The sequence below is a fragment of the Actinomadura sp. GC306 genome (assembly GCF_004348665.1).
In the GTDB taxonomy this organism is placed as follows: Bacteria; Actinomycetota; Actinomycetes; order Streptosporangiales; family Streptosporangiaceae; genus Spirillospora.
This window is the reverse complement of the sequence record NZ_SMKM01000160.1, coordinates 1-15,145: the sequence shown is the minus strand read 5'-3', so window position 1 is coordinate 15,145 and position 15,145 is coordinate 1. Positions and strand designations below refer to the sequence as shown.

The 15,145-nt window shown below is 71.8% G+C and carries 15 protein-coding genes and 2 tRNA genes; 3 read left to right on the top strand and 14 right to left on the bottom strand.

What is annotated here, in order from left to right; genetic code table 11:
• From E1200_RS21245 to E1200_RS21210, 8 genes are all read right to left on the bottom strand, one after another.
• Positions 1 to 1,277, bottom strand: a 1,277-nt coding sequence (locus E1200_RS21245; RefSeq protein ID WP_207933468.1) for an ATP-binding protein, incomplete at its 3' end; no start/stop codon positions are given.
• A 270-nt stretch (positions 1,278 to 1,547) separates the two neighbouring features.
• Complete coding sequence (locus tag E1200_RS21240) at positions 1,548 to 2,789, bottom strand: HAMP domain-containing sensor histidine kinase (protein WP_243708733.1); 1,242 nt, start codon at positions 2,787 to 2,789, stop codon at positions 1,548 to 1,550.
• Positions 2,786 to 3,508: a response regulator transcription factor gene (locus tag E1200_RS21235; protein WP_131953809.1), complete on the bottom strand. Its 723-nt coding sequence runs from the start codon at positions 3,506 to 3,508 to the stop codon at positions 2,786 to 2,788. The genes E1200_RS21240 and E1200_RS21235 overlap by 4 nt, the downstream gene beginning before the upstream one ends.
• A gap of 3 nt (positions 3,509 to 3,511) precedes the next feature.
• Positions 3,512 to 4,021 (bottom strand): DM13 domain-containing protein, encoded by a 510-nt coding sequence (locus E1200_RS21230; protein ID WP_131953808.1) that lies wholly within the window; start codon positions 4,019 to 4,021, stop codon positions 3,512 to 3,514.
• Positions 4,022 to 4,193: 172 nt separating this feature from the next.
• On the bottom strand, positions 4,194 to 4,919 hold the full coding sequence (locus E1200_RS21225) for an ABC transporter ATP-binding protein (RefSeq protein ID WP_131953807.1): 726 nt from the start codon (positions 4,917 to 4,919) through the stop codon (positions 4,194 to 4,196).
• Complete coding sequence (locus E1200_RS21220) at positions 4,916 to 5,677, bottom strand: ABC transporter ATP-binding protein (RefSeq protein WP_131953806.1); 762 nt, start codon at positions 5,675 to 5,677, stop codon at positions 4,916 to 4,918. The genes E1200_RS21225 and E1200_RS21220 overlap by 4 nt, the downstream gene beginning before the upstream one ends.
• A complete protein-coding gene (locus tag E1200_RS21215) occupies positions 5,667 to 7,673 on the bottom strand; it encodes an ABC transporter permease (RefSeq protein WP_131953805.1) in 2,007 nt (668 codons plus the stop codon). The genes E1200_RS21220 and E1200_RS21215 overlap by 11 nt, the downstream gene beginning before the upstream one ends.
• A 21-nt stretch (positions 7,674 to 7,694) precedes the next feature.
• Positions 7,695 to 8,948, bottom strand: a complete 1,254-nt coding sequence (locus tag E1200_RS21210; RefSeq protein ID WP_131953804.1) for an ABC transporter substrate-binding protein — start codon at positions 8,946 to 8,948, stop codon at positions 7,695 to 7,697.
• 197 nt (positions 8,949 to 9,145) lie between these two features.
• Here E1200_RS21210 and E1200_RS21205 point away from each other — a divergent pair, with 197 nt between their 5' ends.
• Positions 9,146 to 9,811 carry a TetR/AcrR family transcriptional regulator gene (locus E1200_RS21205; protein WP_131953803.1) on the top strand — a complete coding sequence of 222 codons (666 nt, stop codon included), beginning with the start codon at positions 9,146 to 9,148 and terminating at the stop codon, positions 9,809 to 9,811.
• A 111-nt stretch (positions 9,812 to 9,922) separates the two neighbouring features.
• Here E1200_RS21205 and E1200_RS21200 read toward each other — a convergent pair.
• The 3 genes from E1200_RS21200 to E1200_RS21190 all read right to left on the bottom strand — a co-directional run bounded on the left by E1200_RS21200 (position 9,923) and on the right by E1200_RS21190 (position 11,385).
• Positions 9,923 to 9,995: transfer RNA gene (locus tag E1200_RS21200), tRNA-Lys, on the bottom strand.
• Between the two features lie 84 nt (positions 9,996 to 10,079).
• Entirely contained in the window at positions 10,080 to 10,649 is a 570-nt protein-coding gene (locus E1200_RS21195; protein WP_131953802.1) for a response regulator transcription factor, read from the bottom strand.
• A 205-nt stretch (positions 10,650 to 10,854) separates the two neighbouring features.
• On the bottom strand, positions 10,855 to 11,385 hold the full coding sequence (locus E1200_RS21190; protein WP_131953801.1) for a pyridoxamine 5'-phosphate oxidase family protein: 531 nt from the start codon (positions 11,383 to 11,385) through the stop codon (positions 10,855 to 10,857).
• Between the two features lie 98 nt (positions 11,386 to 11,483).
• On the opposite strand from E1200_RS21190, the gene E1200_RS21185 reads away from it, so the two are divergent.
• Positions 11,484 to 11,954 carry a helix-turn-helix domain-containing protein gene (locus tag E1200_RS21185; protein WP_131953800.1) on the top strand — a complete coding sequence of 157 codons (471 nt, stop codon included), beginning with the start codon at positions 11,484 to 11,486 and terminating at the stop codon, positions 11,952 to 11,954.
• A 142-nt stretch (positions 11,955 to 12,096) separates the two neighbouring features.
• On the opposite strand, the gene E1200_RS21180 is transcribed toward E1200_RS21185, so the two are convergent.
• From E1200_RS21180 to E1200_RS21170, 3 genes are all read right to left on the bottom strand, one after another.
• Positions 12,097 to 12,172 (bottom strand) — tRNA-His (locus E1200_RS21180).
• Positions 12,173 to 12,227: 55 nt separating this feature from the next.
• Complete coding sequence (gene orn / locus E1200_RS21175) at positions 12,228 to 12,824, bottom strand: oligoribonuclease (protein WP_131953799.1); 597 nt, start codon at positions 12,822 to 12,824, stop codon at positions 12,228 to 12,230.
• 53 nt (positions 12,825 to 12,877) lie between these two features.
• Complete coding sequence (locus tag E1200_RS21170) at positions 12,878 to 13,558, bottom strand: pyridoxamine 5'-phosphate oxidase family protein (protein WP_131953798.1); 681 nt, start codon at positions 13,556 to 13,558, stop codon at positions 12,878 to 12,880.
• Positions 13,559 to 13,633: 75 nt separating this feature from the next.
• Here E1200_RS21170 and E1200_RS21165 point away from each other — a divergent pair, with 75 nt between their 5' ends.
• Positions 13,634 to 15,001, top strand: coding sequence for a PLP-dependent aminotransferase family protein (locus tag E1200_RS21165; protein ID WP_131953797.1), 1,368 nt, complete (start codon positions 13,634 to 13,636; stop codon positions 14,999 to 15,001).
• The last annotated feature ends 144 nt before the right edge of the window (positions 15,002 to 15,145 follow it).

The window sequence follows — 15,145 nt, the reverse complement described above, 5'->3', positions numbered from 1 at the left end:
GGGCGGGCGTGCGCGGGAACCGGCCGGGGCCGCTCCCCGGTGTCCTCGGGCCGGCCGCCGTCCAGTTCGGCGGGCACGACGACGACGGCCTGCGTGCCGCCGTACACGTTGCCCTGCAGCTGGACCCGGATCTTGTGCCGGCGGGCGAGCGCGGAGACGACGAGCAGCCCGATCCGCCCGTCCTTCAGCAGGTCGCGGGTGTCGCCCTGGTCCTGGTCGGCGAGCAGGGCGTTCAGCCGGCGCTGTTCCCCGCGGGGGATGCCGAGGCCGCGGTCCTCGACCTCGATGGCCATGCCGGCGCTGACCCGCTCGACCCGGATGAGGACCTGCGTCTGCGGCGGGGAGAACCTCGTCGCGTTCTCGATGAGCTCGGCCAGCAGGTGGACGACGTCCGCGACCGCGCCGCCGTGCAGGTGCCCGTCGACCGGCGGCACCACCTTGACCCGGTTGTACTGCTCCACCTCGGCGATCGCCGAGCGCAGCACCTCGTAGACCGTCACCGGCTTGGTCCAGCGGCGGCGCGGCGAGGCGCCGCCGATCACGGCGAGGCTCTCGGCCTGGCGGCGGGTGCGGGTGGTGAGGTGGTCGACCTTGAACAGGCCCTTGAGCAGGTCCGGGTCCTCGACCTGGTTCTCCAGCTCGTCGAGGCTCTGGATGGCGCGGTGGGAGAGGGTCTGCATCCGGCGGGCGAGGTTGACGAAGACGTCCACCCGGCGGCCGGACTCGGCGGTGGGCTGGTGGGTCGCGGCGCCCAGCACGGCGTTCCAGGCCGTGGCCTGCGCCCGCTGCAGCTCGTAGGCGAGCTGCGCGACGGAGTCGCCGGCGTCCGGGACCGGGAGGTCCTCGCGGCAGGGCTTGGCGCTCTCGCCCGAGCGCAGCCCGGCGGCGAGCCGCTGCAGGTCGCGCCGGCCGCGGGCGACCAGGAAGCCGAGCTCGCCGAGCCGCCGCCGCAGCTGCTCGTGCTCGCGGGCGCGCCGCCGGGCCAGCCGCCGGGACGCCCCCTCCGCGCCCGCCACCGCCGCCAGCAGGGTGATCACCGCCCCCGCGGCCACCATGGCGAGGAGCAGGCGCGTGTCCCGGTTCACGGTGTCGGCGCTGTACAGCGCGGCCACGGCGGTGAGGCCGAGAAGGCCCATCACCGCCGCGGGAAGCACGGAGATGAACTGGTGGCAGGCGCGCATTCCGTCCCGTCCGCGCCGTCCGCGGGACGGCGCGCCGCCGGTTTGCCGGACGTCCGGCTGGGCGGCTGCTTCGGCGGGTTCGAAATAGTCAGGCATCGGGGTCCTCGGCGTCGACAGCGAGATCACGATACTGGGTGAAACATGCTCGTATGAGCACAGCTTGTGCCCAGGCTGTCACAACGTCTTATCGGGGAAACAAGGATTGCCGAGAATCCCCGTCCCCGGGCGCCCAATAGGGCAACCCGACCGAAATGTCCAGTTATTCCGATTTCCACAAGTTGATCTTGCCGGCACCGGCGCGTTTACCTCGTGCCATTCACGCCAAGGATGACCGAAATCCCAGGAACGGACATCCAGTAATTCCGGTCACCCCTCCGCGCCCAAGCCCGGGCCGGCGGGGGACCGGTCGGTGCCGGCCGCCGGGAGGGTGAGTTCGAAACGGCACCCCACGCCCGTGTTGCGGACTGAGACACGACCGGCGTGGGCTTCCACGATGCCGCGGACGATCGCCAGCCCGAGCCCCGCGCCGGTGTCGCCGAGGCGCCGCTGGCGCGCGCCGGCGTCGTCCTCCTCCGCCGGGACGGACGCCGGGGTGCGGGCCTGGCCGTCGCGCCAGCCGGTGTCGAACACCCGGGGCAGGTCCCGCTCGGGGATGCCGCCGCACGCGTCGTCGACCGCGAGGACGACCCGGTCGCCGTCGCGGCGCGCGCTCACCGCGACCGTGCCGTCGGCCGGCGTCGCGCGGATGGCGTTGACCAGCAGGTTCCCCAGCACCCGCGTGATGCCCTGGCCGTCGACCCGCACGGGCAGCCGGGCGACGCCGCCGTCGCGCAGCCGCACCCCCCGCTGCTCCGCGAGCGGCCGGGCGGTGGCGATGGCGTCGTCCACCAGGTCGTAGATCGAGACCCGGGCCAGGGTCAGCTCCAATGATCCGGCCTGGATGCGGGACAGCTCGAACAGGTCGTCGACCATGTCGGACAGCCGCTCGACCTCGGCGCGGATGCGGGTGTGGTACCGGCCGGGGTCGGGGACGACGCCGTCCTCCAGCGCCTCGGCCATGGCGCGGAGCCCGGCCAGCGGGGTGCGCAGATCGTGGGAGATCCACGCGACGAGGTCCCGTCGGGAGGCGTCCAGCGCCCGTTCCCGCTCCTGCGCCGCCCTGAGCCGGGTGCCGGTCTCCTCCAGCGCGGCGGCGAGCGCGGCGAGTTCGGCGATCGGCGGGTCCGCGGGGGCGACGAACCCCGCCTCGCTGCCGACGTCCCGCGCCGCGAGCGCCAGTTCCCGGCTGCCCGCGGCGATCCGGCGGCCGAACAGCAGCGCCGCGCCGAGCGAGGCCGCGCCCGACACGGCGACCACGATCAGCACCACCTGGAAGTCGTGCGGGGACAGGAACATCTCCACCGCCACCGCGATCGTGCCCGCCGCCATCGCGACCACGGCGAGCGCGGCGACCGCGAACATCGACAGCACCACCGGGCGGCGGCGCAGCAGGGCGACGGCGGGCGCGGCGAGCAGCCCGGCGACCAGGGCGCCCAGCGCCGCCAGCCCCACGATGACCAGTACCTCGCTCATCCGGGTGACGCCGACGACGACCGGTAGCCCGTTCATGCGGGCGACGCCTCACCGGCGGGCGGGTCGAACCGGTAGCCGGCGCTCCACACGGTGCTGATGAGCTTGGGGACGGCCGGGTCGTCCTCGATCTTCTCCCGCAGGCGCCGCACATGGACGGTGACCGTCGAGGCGTCGCCGAAGTCCCATCCCCAGACGTCCCGCAGCAGCTCCTCTCGCGTGAACACCCGGCCGGGGTGGCGCAGCAGGAAGGCCAGCAGGTCGAACTCGCGGGCGGTGAGGGCCAGCGGCCGGCCGCCACGCTCGGCACGCCGCGCCGCCGGATCGACGACCAGGTCACCGGCCCGCAGCGCCGCCGGGGCCGCGCCGGGCGGCGGTGCTTCGGCGCGGCGCAGCACGGACGCCACCCGCAGCACCAGCTCGCGGGGGCTGAACGGCTTGGCGATGTAGTCGTCCGCGCCCAGTTCCAGCCCCAGGATCCGGTCGGCCTCCTCGTTGCGCGCGGTGAGCATCACGACCGGCACGGGGGGCCCGTCCGCCGACCGCAGCCGGCGGCACACCTGCAGGCCGTCCATGCCGGGCAGCATCAGGTCGAGCACGATCAGCCTGGGCCGCAGCGCCGCGGCCATCTCCAGCGCGGCCGGGCCGTCGGCGGCATGCGCGACCCGGTGCCCGGCGCGGGCGAGGTACCCGGTGACGACCTCGGCGACGGTCGGGTCGTCCTCGACGACCAGGATGTGGCCCGCGGCGGCGTTCAAGACTCAGCTCCTCCCGGGGGAGAGGTCGGCGGCTCCGAAGGAGACCGAGAACCGCTTGCACCAGATTACGGCGCTGCGGAACCCGGACAGGTCGGTACCTGCGGGGATGGCGTAGTTCTGGTCGCCGAGGTTGCCCTTGAGCTCGCCGAGGTCGACCGCGTCCTCGCCCAGTCCCCGCGGCACCGCGTCGGCGGACCGGCGGGACAGGTAGACCCGCAGGTCCGGTCCATCGGAGGTGCGGAGGTCCTCCAGGCGCAGGAGCCGGTCGCCGTTCCCGAGCCGGACCGCGAGGGCCGCGCCGCTGGTGTCGTGATCGTGGGTGACGAACCTTCCCTCCGCGAGGCGCACGGGACCCGGGGCCTGCTCCGGCGCGGTCGCGGGGGCGGAGGCGGTCGGCAGGGCCTCGGTCACCGTGGTGTCGGTGAACGCCTTCCACGGCTGGAACAGGTAGAGCCCGGCGCCGGCGGCGACCACCAGCACCGTCAGGGCGGCGACGACGATACGAGGGGACATCGGTTCTCCCGGAGAGACGAAGCGGACGCCCACCACCGGCCGTCCGCGGACATCCCTCACCCAACACCCGCCGCCGCCCCCGGACCAGCGAGAACGGCGTCCCGTAAGACACAGGTAAGACCCGCGGCCGGCGTCACCGGTCGCGGCCGGCGATCAGCTCCTCGGGGTCGTGTCAGTCCTCCTTTTCTCCCTCTCCGAAGTAGGCGCGCTGGACCTGGTCCCGGTCCTCCCGGAGTTCGGCCGCGGGGCCGGTCAGCACCACCCGGCCGTGGTGGAGGACGACCGCCTCGTCCGCGACGCCGAGCGCCTGGTCGATGTGCTGCTCGACGAGCACGATCGCCGTGCCGTCCTCGTCGACGAGCCGGCGCAGTTCCGGCAGGATCTGCTTGATGGCGACCGGCGACAGCCCCATGCTCATCTCGTCGATGAGCAGGACCTTCGGCCGGAGCAGCAGGGTCTTCGCGATCGCGAGGAGCTGCTGCTCACCCCCGGAGAGCAGGCCGCAGCGCCGGTTCAGCAGCGGCCGCAGCTGCGGGAACCGGTCGAGCGCCGGGCCGTAGCCGCCCCGCGCCTTGGCCAGCTTGAGGTTCTCGGCGACGGTCAGCCGGTGGAAGACCCCCCGGTTGTCCGGGATCAGGCACAGCCCCGACCGGGTGGCGCGCTCGACGCTCCCGGTGACGGGCGAGCCGGCGGCGGTCACCGTCCCGCCGAGCGCCGGCAGCAGGCCGGCGGCCGCGCGCAACGTGGTGGACTTCCCCGCGCCGTTGGGGCCGAGCAGCGCCAGGATCGATCCCTTCGCCACGCGCAGGTCGATGTCGCGGATGGCGGGGACGCCGCGGTAGCCGGCGCTGAGGCCGCGGATCTCCAGTGCGTCGGTCGTCTCGGTCGTCTCGGTCACGGCGTCACCGGGCTTCCCAGGTAGGCGGCGATCACCTGGGCGTCGCTGCTGACGTCGCTCGGCGCGCCGGAGGCGATGATCTTGCCGAAGTCCATGACGTAGACGCGGTCGCAGACGTCCAGGACCAGCGTCATGTCGTGGTCGATCAGCAGGACGCCCGGACCGGACGCCGCGATCCGGCGCAGCTCCCGCCCGAACTCGGCGCTCTCCTCGGTGTCCAGCCCCGCGGCGGGCTCGTCGAGCAGCAGCACGCGGGTGGAGCCGACCAGGGCCCGCGCCACGCCGGCGAGCTTCTGCCGGCCCAGCGAGAGCTCGTCGGGACGGCGTCCCGCCATCTCCTCCAGGCCCACCAGGCTCAGCGCCTTCTGGATCTCCTCGTCGGCTCCCTTCCGGCGTCTGCCGAGGTCGGCGACCAGGGCCCGCAATCCGGGCGGATCGACCGAGACGGCGAGGTTCTCCGCCACGGTGAGGTCGGTGAACAGCTCGCCCGACTGCCACGTCCGGGCGAGGCCCATGCGGCGGCGCCGGTGCGCGGGCACCGAGTCGAGCCGGACGCCGTCGAGCTCGATCGTGCCGGTGTGCGGCGCGAAGCCGGTGACGGCGTCCACGAAGGTCGTCTTGCCCGCGCCGTTGGGCCCGATCAGGCCGACGATCTCCGCGGCGCCGACCTCGATGCTCACGTCGTCGTTGGCCCGGACGCCTCCGTACTGCACGGAGATGTCGCTGGTGCGCAGCAGCGCGCTCGAATCACCGGACATCGGCGGGCTCCTTCGCGTGGGCGGCGGCCGGCTGTTGGGGCGGCGCCCGCCGGGCGCGCCGGACGAGGAGCCATTCGGGGACGGCGTCGCGGTGCGGCGCGAAGACGACGACGCGCAGCAGCATCGCGATCGCCAGGATGAGCGTGTAGTAGTGGCCCAGGTCGATCGTCTGGGTGAACACCAGGTACAGCAGCCCCAGCGGCCCGGCGATGCCCGCGAGGATCGCGCCCGAGATGCGGGTGATGTCGCCGACGTAGGTGGTCGCCAGGACGGCCAGGCCCACGAGGACGGTGAACGAGGCGGCCGAGAGCTGGCCGCGGCTGTAGCCGATCAGGCAGCCGCCGATCCCGGCCATGAACGACGCCAGCGCGAAGCCCAGCAGCTTGACCGCCGGGACGTTCACGCCCGCCGCGGTCGCGGCGCGCTCGTTGGACCGCACGGCCAGGAACGCCCGCCCGGTCGCCCCGGACATCAGCCGCGCCATGGCGATCAGCAGCACCGCGACGATCAGCAGGACCATGAACGAGAACCGCAGGGTGATCAGGTCGGTGCCCTCGCGGACGGCGAGGGAGAACCCGAACAGGGACGGGTCCTCGATCACGTTACCCGTGTAGGGCGTCATCGCCGGGTTGTTGAAGACGAAGCTCTCGATCGCGAGCGCCGCCGCGATGGTGGCCACCGCGAGCTGGGCGCCGCGGATCCGCAGCGCCGGGACGCCCACCACGACCCCGAGGGCCGTGGCGGTCAGGGCCGCCAGCAGCATCGAGAGGGGGAAGGGGACGCTCAGGTTCGTCGTCAGCTTCGACAGCGCGAACCCGGCCGCGCCGGCGAAGGCCATCGTGACCAGCGAGATCTGGCCCAGGTAACCGGTCAGCAGCACGACCGACGCCGCGATCAGCGCCAGGATGATCGACATCACCAGGCTGAACCGCCACTGGCCCGTGGTGAGGACGATGGCGACCACCGTCGCGGCGATCGCCGCGGCGGTCCACAGCGGCCGGATCCGCGGCACCCGCACCGGCGCCTGGGCACCGACGTCGCGGGCGCCGCGTTCCGGGATGCCGCGGCCGAGCAGGAACAGCGCCACCACGACGATGACGAACGGGATCGCGTCGCCGACACCGGCCTGCGCCCACGACGGCCACCAGCTCTTGGACGTCAGGAACAGCAGGATCTGCTGGACCGAGCCGAGCGCCAGCCCGGCGCCGCAGGCGACCCCGATCGACGTCAGCCGCCCCACCAGCGCGACGGACAGGGCCGGCACGACGTACAGCATGTAGCTGGTCGGGTCCAGGCCGCCGATCGCCGGCGCCGCCAGGATCACGATCAGCCCCGAGAAGAAGCCCGTCGCGGCCCACATGATCGCGGCGAGCCGGTCCGGCGAGTAGCCCATCAGCCGGAGCGCCTGCTCGTCCTCGGCGCCCGCCCTGGTGGCGACGCCCATCCTGGTGAACCGGAAGTAGCCGGCCAGGATGAGCGCGATCGCGATCGCGGCCCCGGCCAGGATGAGGTTGCTCACCGCGATCGTGGCGCCGAGGACCGTGATGACCTTGGACGTCAGCGTCGGGAGCGGGATGAGGCCGGCGGGGTCCGTGCCGAGGGTCTCGGCGGTGAACCGGAGCGGGACCAGGGCCTGGATGAGCAGCATCACCCCGACCGACGCGACGACCTGCCCGAGCTCGGGAGCGCGGCGCAGCGGACGGAAGACCAGGAGGTGGGCCAGCAGGCTCCACAGGAGCCCGCTGACCGCACCGATGAGCACCGCCGGCCACACGTCCATCGGGCCGGAGCTCAGCTCGACGCTGCCGACCGGCAGGACCAGGACTCCGCTCGCGCGGAGCCCTGCCACCTGCCACACCGCCCACAGCGCCACCGACCCCTGTGCGAAGTTGATGACGCCGGTGGCGACGTAGATGCTGACGAGCGACGCCCCGAGCACCGCGTAGACGGCTCCGGTGGAGAAACCCAGGACGGCGAATTGCAGAAGATCGCTCATGAAGGGGTTCGTGTACCTTGCTCAGCTGGCGCCGGGGATGGTCGCCATGATCTCCGGAGCGGGAGTGATCCAGTCGCCGGTGACGGGCTTCAGCGAGAGGTCCTCCTGCACCGAGAACAGCAGCATCTGGGTGGTGCAGTTCGGCGACTTCTCCTTGCCGCAGCTGATCTTGGTGCCGAGGAAGGTCGGGAAGTCCTTGAGGCCCTTGAGCGTGGTCAGCACGCTCTCTCCGGTCAGCTCGCCGGACGACGATCCGGTCGACAGGGCCTTGGCGAAGTCCACGACGGTGGCGAACTGGGCGTAGGCGTAGAAGTCGGCGGGACCGCTGGTCTTCGAGATGTACTCGGTGGCCGCCTTGAGGTTGGCCACCGCCTCCTTGGGCGCGTACTTCTCCGTCCCGGGCAGCCACACCGACGAGTACAGCGTCGCCCCCGGGGCGTTCGCCGGGTCCGACTTGATGAAGCCCATGCACGCGGCGACGAAGATGTCGCCCTTGTAGCCGACCGACCGCAGGTTCTTGATCAGCTGGGTGCAGGTCGAGGCGTTCGGCGAGGCTATCAGGCCGGCGACGTCGGGCTTGGTCGAGGCGATCGTGGCCGCCAGGGCGCTGAAGTTCGGGTTCGTGGGCGAGTAGTACAGCCCGTTCGCCTTGATCCCGAGGGCTCCGGCCAGCGGCTTCAGCTGGGTGTCGATGGTCTTGTGCGAGGCGGGGGTGTCGACCAGCGTCAGCGTCGCCGACTTCTTGCCCTCGGCCTTGAACCCCTGCAGGGCGCCGATGAGGAACGATGCCTGGGGCGGCCCGAGGTAGACGCGTCCGGACGCGGCGGAGCCGGTGGTCTGGTCGAACGGGATCTGGCCGATCAGCGGGATCTTGGCCGCTTCCAGGATGGCGATGCCGGCGCTCGAACTGAGGTTGAAGCCGTCGAAGGCCGCGACGACGCCTTCCTGGACGAACTTGTTGGCGCAGCCGATGGTGGACTCGGGGGTGCCGTCGGTCGAGCACGCCTCGACCACGATCGGCCGGCCGCCCACGCCCTTCATCTCCTTGGCGACGTAGCTGACGCCCGCGTCCATCCCGGACTTCACCGCGGGGACCGCCACCGCGCCCTTGTCCGGGTTGAACAGGCCGACCTTGATCGGCGCGCCCGTGAGGGTCGGTTCGTCGGACGCCTCGTCGCCGCCTCCGCACGCGGCGGCGGCCGTGAGCAGCAGGGCCGCTCCGCCGCTCAGCAGGACTCGTCGCAGAGTCGTGCCCTTGTTCCTACCCAGGTTCATCGCTGGCCTCGCTTTTCTGGTTCGCCTGCGGCCGGGCCAAGAAAAACCGGCAGGCCCGCAGCTCAGGGGGTGTTAACCGCGTCACACGACGCCTGAAAGTACCGAGAAACTGAGATTGAGGTCAACCTCTGTTTTTCCTGGCCTACGCCAGGTGGCTGGTACGATCGCGACGTTCAGCGACCGAAACGAGGTGCAGGGTGCCCCAGCCCGCCGCCGAGAACGGCGGAGCGAGCGGCGGCCGCACCCGCGTCGACCGGCGCCGCGAGACCACGCCGCAGCGGCTGCGCGAGGCGGCGCGCGTCGTCTTCGAACGGGACGGCTTCCACAACGCCCGGCTCTCCGACATCAGCACCGAGGCGCAGGTCGGGTCGGGGACGCTCTACAACTACTACCGGTCCAAGCACGATCTGCTGCACGAGCTGATGAAGGGCATCTCCGCCGAGCTGACCGGGATCGCGGCCGACCACATCAGCGGGCAGCAGGACCCCGTCCGCCGCATCCGCGAGGTCAACCGGGTCTACATCCAGGCGTTCCGGCGCAACGCCCGCGTCCTGCAGGCCGTCTACCAGACGCGCGACGAGGACGAGCGGCTGAAGGCCCAGTGGGAGGAGGTCGCCGACCACTTCCAGAGCAGGGTCACGCGCGCCATCGCCGACTGGCAGAAGGCCGGCAAGGCGTACCCCGACCTGGACCCGCGGCACACCGCGCACGCCCTGACCCTGATGGTCGAGCGCATGGTCATGGCCTGGTCGTACGAGGGCGTCGAGTACGACGCGGAGACCCTGATCGACACCCTCGACAAGATCTGGATCCGCTCGCTGGGCCTGAAGAGCCCGGCCGAGTTCCCCTCCGGCCCCGCCTGACACCCCCGAGCCAGGCACATCCGGGCGCGAATCCGCTGACCGCAACGGCGATCGCGACCAACGCGAACAAGGCGTACGCCGAAGATCGGTGTACGCCCTGGTGATTGCGGGTGCGCCGTCAGGGACTTGAACCCCGAACCCGCGGATTAAGAGTCCGCTGCTCTGCCAATTGAGCTAACGGCGCCTGTCGATGGGGGGTCCGGCCCTCGGCCGGGGGCCCTTGCGACAGGAAGAACAGTATCAGGAGCGATGGACCTGTGCGAATCGTTTAGTCGCGGGCGGGGAGGACGCTCACCATGCCGCGCCAGAGGGCGATGGCGGTGGCGCGGGAGCTGACGCCGAGCTTGGCGTAGATGCGGTTGACGTGGTTCTTGACGGTCTTCTCGCTGAGGAAGAGCTGGCGGGCGATCTCGCCGTTGGAGCGGCCGGTGGCGATGAGGTCCATGACCTCCGATTCGCGGGCGGACAGGCCGAGGGTGGTGCGGGACGCCTGGCGGATGCCCCGGATCAGATCGGGAGCGGTGAAGGAGCCCGGGACGAGGTGCCCGCAGGCGCCGGCGTGGAGCGCGTCCTGGACGGCGGGGTCGTCCGGCTCGGCGAGGACGAAGACGCGGGACGTCCTGCTGAGGTGCTTCGTGTGCTCGGCCGAGGCGGCGTCGAGGAGGACGGTGTCGGGCCGCAGGCGCTCGGCCAGCGGCAGCGCCGTCGCGGAGTCGGGGGCGTCGGCGACGACGCGGAGTTCGTCGCCGGCATCGAGGAGGGTGATCGTGTCCGCTCGGATCCGGGGGTCGCCGGCCACCACGAGGACGCGCAGGGGGGCCGTCTCATCGACGCTCATCCGTTGCCCTTGACCTGTAGTTGACATTTATAGGGTCGGAGCATAACGGGCCGATCATCCAGAGTCGATGGAGAAGGCGAAAGGCCCCGGCCGCGGGGCCGGGGCCGTGCTCGAAAGGTGAGTGAGGGGACTTGACCCCCTGACAGACCCCCCGACATCTCGGACCGCAACGGGGCCGCGCGAATCGTGCCGCCGCCGTGACCTGTCAGGTGAAGCGCCAGCGGGTGGGCATGAAGTCGGCCGCCGACGGCAGGGCGAACACTTTGCTCGGCCGGATCTGATAGACGCGGTATGGGGGGCCGCCAGAGGTCGGCGCGCCGTAGTCGGCGTCGAGTTCGGCGCCGGCGATCGTGGTCGGCCACCCGTAGACCCGCTCGAACGCGCCGGAGGCGCGCGTGAGCGTCTCCTGATCCAGAACCTGGCTCGCCTCGCCCTCGACGATCAGATGCGCGCCTTCGACGTCGGTGGACAGGACGCAGCGCCCGTCCGCGTCAAGGTTGCGGCTCTTGCGCGCGGTGGCCTTGGACGTGATGAACAGCACCGACTCCGACCACACGCCGAAGACCGGCATGACGTGCGGTGCCCCGTCCGGACGCACCGTCGCCAGCCACCGCCAGCCGTCCCGGCTGAAGCGGCGCTCCACCTCGGACCAGTCCAGGACATCGGCCCCCGGTGTCACGTCGGTGCCCTTGCCGGTGGGTGTGAGCGCCTCTGCCGCCGGTGCTCGCTGTGCCATGCTGCCTCCCCCGTCCAACAACTGCTTACCTTTCAACAGCGGTTGAGCCTACGGTATAGTGCTTTAGAAAAGCAACCAGTGTGATAAGGAAAGCATAGATGGCAGCCGTGAACCGCTCCGAGTGTCCGGTCAACCTGGCGGTCGAGGTGCTCGGGGACCGCTGGTCGCTGCTGGTCCTCCGCGACATCATGTTCGCCGGCAAGCGGCACTACCGAGAGCTGCTCGCCTCGGACGAGGGCATCTCGACGAAGGTCCTCGCCGAACGCCTTCGCAGCCTCACCGACACCGGGTTGCTCACCAGAAGCGAGGATTCCACCCACAAGCAGAAGGCGATCTACAGCCTCACCGAGCGCTCAATCGCCCTGGTTCCCGTGCTCGTCCAGCTCGGCGTCTGGGGGCATCGCGAACTGGGTGCCGACGACCGGCTCAGCCGCTACGCCGAGACGCTCGACCAGGGCGGGCGACCACTGCAGGAGGCTTTCATGGACGACCTCCGGGAGGCCCACCTCGGCGCGCGGGCGCGCCACCGCGCTCGTGGCGAGCGGCCGACGCTGCAACCGGCGGACTGAAGGCACCGCCTCACGTCCGCGGAGTAGAAGATCACTCCCTGATTGCTCCCGGAAGCGGACGCCGGTGCGCGGGAGCCTGGCGCGGGACGCAGCGAAGCCCTGGTCATCCTCGCGGTGACCAGGGCTTCTGCTGTTTCTAGCCTGGGGTGAGTGAGGGGACTTGAACCCCCGACATCTTGGACCACAACCAAGTGCTCTGCCAGCTGAGCTACACCCACCGTGGCCGGGAGCGCGTCCCGGCTCCCAGTAGTGTAGCGGCTCCGGAGGCGTGGGTCAGCCTGAGGCGACCTTGGCGGCGACGGCGCGGGCCGTCTCGGAGTCGGGGCCGGGCTGGGGGACGAAGACCGCGGCGCGGTAGTAGCGCAGTTCCTGGATGCTCTCGGTGATGTCGGCGAGGGCCCGGTGGCCGCCCTTCTTCTCCGGGCTGGCGAAGTAAACGCGCGGGTACCAGCGGCGGGCCAGTTCCTTGATGGAGGAGACGTCCACCATGCGGTAGTGGAGGTGGCCGTCGAGGGCCGGCATGTCGCGGGCCAGGAACGAGCGGTCCGTGGCGATGGAGTTGCCGCAGAGGGGGGCCTTCTTGGCTTCCTTGACGTGGGTCTTGATGTATTTGAGGACGGTGTCCTCGGCCTCGGCGAGGGTGACGCCGCCGGGCAGGGCCTCCAGGAGGCCGGACGCGGTGTGCATGTCGCGGACGACCTGCGACATCTGCGTGATGGACTCCTGCGGGGGCTTGATGACGACGTCGACGCCCTCGTCGAGGATGTTGAGTTCGCTGTCGGTGACCAAAGCGGCTATCTCGATGAGCGCGTCGTTGCGCAGGTCGAGTCCTGTCATCTCGCAGTCGATCCAGACCAGCCGCTCGTTCATGGGGTTCACCCTACGGCCACGGACGACCGCGCGGGGCACCGAGACGTATCGGATTAGGAGGTCACGCGGCGGGCGATGTGGCCGGGTACGGCTATGCCGGGGCGCAGGGCGGGGTCCGGGGACGGTTCGCCGAACGTCTGGCGGACGGGGACGACGCCCGCCCAGACGTCGAGTGCGTGGTCCGCGTCGTCGTCGCTCGGGTCCCCCTGGCGGATCTTGATGGACGCCTCGTCCAGCGGGATCGCCAGGACGGAGGTGGCGGCGAGTTCCTTGCGGGTGGGGCGGCGCGCCACGTCCCATTGGCCCGGGGTCAGGTTCTCGGTGATGGCGCGGATGCCCGCCAGCTTCTCGTCCGGGTCCGTGACGGGCCGGGGCCTGCCGAAGACGACGGCGCTGCGGTAATTGACGGAGTGGTGGAACAGGGACCGGGCGATGACGAGGCCGTCGAGGTGGGTGACGGTCACGCAGACGTCCTGGGACGGGCCGGCCATGAGGCTGCTCGCCCCGGTCGAGCCGTGGACGTAGAGGGTGTCGTCCAGGCGCCCGTAGCCGGTGGGCAGGACGCGGGGCGAGCCGTCGATGACCACGCCGAGGTGGCAGATCAGGCCGGCGTCGAGGATCGCGTAGAGGGCGGAGCGGTCGCCGCGGCCCCGGTCCGGGTTTCTGCCGAGCCGGGTCCGGCCTGTGGTGGAAAGCGCGGTGGACGAAAGTGCGGTCGAGGAGAGTGCGGTCATGGGCGTTTACGCTAGGAACAGAGTGGCCTGGCCGGTAGGGCCACTTGACGCTGATACCTGGAGACCACTTTGTCGGTGGACCTGCCCCTCACCGTCGACCGGGACGCCGGTCGGCCCTTGAGCGCCCAGCTCGTGACCCAGTTGCGCGCGGCGATGGGGGAGGGGCGGCTGGCGGCCGGTGAGCGGCTTCCCGCGAGCAGGGCGCTGGCAGGGCTCCTCGGGGTGAGCCGCACGGTCGTGACCGAAGCGTACGAGCAGCTGTACGCGGAGGGCTGGCTGGAAGGGCGCCATGGGTCCGGGACGTACGTGACCGAAGGCGTCGTCGCTCCGCCTGCACCCGTGCCACAACCGGTCACGATCGAGACCGTGTTCCACACGGCGGGCCAGGGCGACATTGATCTGAGGCCAGGTGCGCCCTGGGTCGGGGCACTGGACACCCCTGCGTGGCGGCGTGCGTGGCGGATCGCGTCCGGGATGCCGCCCCGGCAGCGCCAGGACCCGCACGGCCTGCCCGGCCTCCGGGTCGCGCTGGCCGACTACATCCGCCGCAGCCGCGGGGTGACGTGCCATCCGGACGGGCTTCTCGTCACGCGGGGCGCGACGAACGGGCTCGATCTGCTGGCGGCGACCGTCCTGCGTCCGGGTGACCGGGTCGGGGTGGAGGAGCCCGGGTACCGGCGGGCGCGGGCGGTGCTGGCCGCGCGCGGCGCCGAGCTGGTGCCGTGCCCCGTAGACGAGCACGGCCTCGTGGTGGACGACCTGCCCGACGGCCTGCGCCTCGTCTACACGACGCCGTCGCACCAGTTCCCGATGGGCGGCGTCCTGCCGGTCCCGCGCCGCCAGGCGCTGCTGGCGTGGGCGCGGCGCAACGGGGCGCTCATCGCCGAGGACGACTACGACGGCGAGTTCCGCTACGACGTCGCGCCCCTGCCCGCCCTCTACGGCCTGGACCCGGACGTCGTCGTCTACCTTGGCACGACCGCCAAGATCCTCACCGCGGACCTGGCGGTCGGCTGGCTGGTGGCAAGGCCCGAGCTGGTGGGCCGGATCGCGCGGTGCCGCAGGGAGCTGAACGACCGGACGGCGGTCGTGCCGCAGGACGCGCTGCGGATCCTCCTGGAACGCGGTGACGTGGAGCGTCATGTCCGGCGGATGCGCGGGGAGTACGCGCGGCGGCGCGGCGTGGTCGTCCAGGCGCTGGACGGGCTGCCGCTGCGCGGTGACACGGCCGGCCTGCACCTCGTGGTGGACGTCCCGGCGGAGGCGGCGGACCACGTCGTCCGCGAGGCGCGGCGGCGGGGCGTGCTGGTCGAGACGCTCGGCCCTCATCATGCGGGCGCGCCGGAAGCGTCCGGCCTGGTGATCGGGTACGGCTCGGCCGGGAGCCGCGCGGAACTCCGGAAGGGCTGCGAGATCGTCCGCGGGCTCGCGCGGACGGGCTGAGCCCGCCAGGGGAGCGGAGGCGGCGCGGTGGCGCCCGGCGGGCCGACGTATCCGCTGAGGGACTGTCTCAGCCGTCGGTCAGTTGGACATCGCGGACGGCCCGACCGGAACGGGCTCGGGGGCGGGGTGCAGGGGAGCGGGCCG

Excerpts from the sequence above, each read along its gene's own strand:
- E1200_RS21240 (WP_243708733.1), bottom strand. The coding sequence starts at position 2,789 with ATGAACGGGCTACCGGTCGTCGTCGGCGTCACCCGGATGAGCGAGGTA.
- E1200_RS21230 (WP_131953808.1), bottom strand. The coding sequence starts at position 4,021 with ATGTCCCCTCGTATCGTCGTCGCCGCCCTGACGGTGCTGGTGGTCGCC.
- E1200_RS21220 (WP_131953806.1), bottom strand. The coding sequence starts at position 5,677 with ATGTCCGGTGATTCGAGCGCGCTGCTGCGCACCAGCGACATCTCCGTG.
- E1200_RS21215 (WP_131953805.1), bottom strand. The coding sequence starts at position 7,673 with ATGAGCGATCTTCTGCAATTCGCCGTCCTGGGTTTCTCCACCGGAGCC.
- E1200_RS21210 (WP_131953804.1), bottom strand. The coding sequence starts at position 8,948 with ATGAACCTGGGTAGGAACAAGGGCACGACTCTGCGACGAGTCCTGCTG.
- E1200_RS21195 (WP_131953802.1), bottom strand. The coding sequence starts at position 10,649 with ATGAGCGTCGATGAGACGGCCCCCCTGCGCGTCCTCGTGGTGGCCGGC.
- E1200_RS21190 (WP_131953801.1), bottom strand. The coding sequence starts at position 11,385 with ATGGCACAGCGAGCACCGGCGGCAGAGGCGCTCACACCCACCGGCAAG.
- E1200_RS21185 (WP_131953800.1), top strand. The coding sequence starts at position 11,484 with ATGGCAGCCGTGAACCGCTCCGAGTGTCCGGTCAACCTGGCGGTCGAG.
- orn (WP_131953799.1), bottom strand. The coding sequence starts at position 12,824 with ATGAACGAGCGGCTGGTCTGGATCGACTGCGAGATGACAGGACTCGAC.
- E1200_RS21170 (WP_131953798.1), bottom strand. The coding sequence starts at position 13,558 with ATGACCGCACTCTCCTCGACCGCACTTTCGTCCACCGCGCTTTCCACC.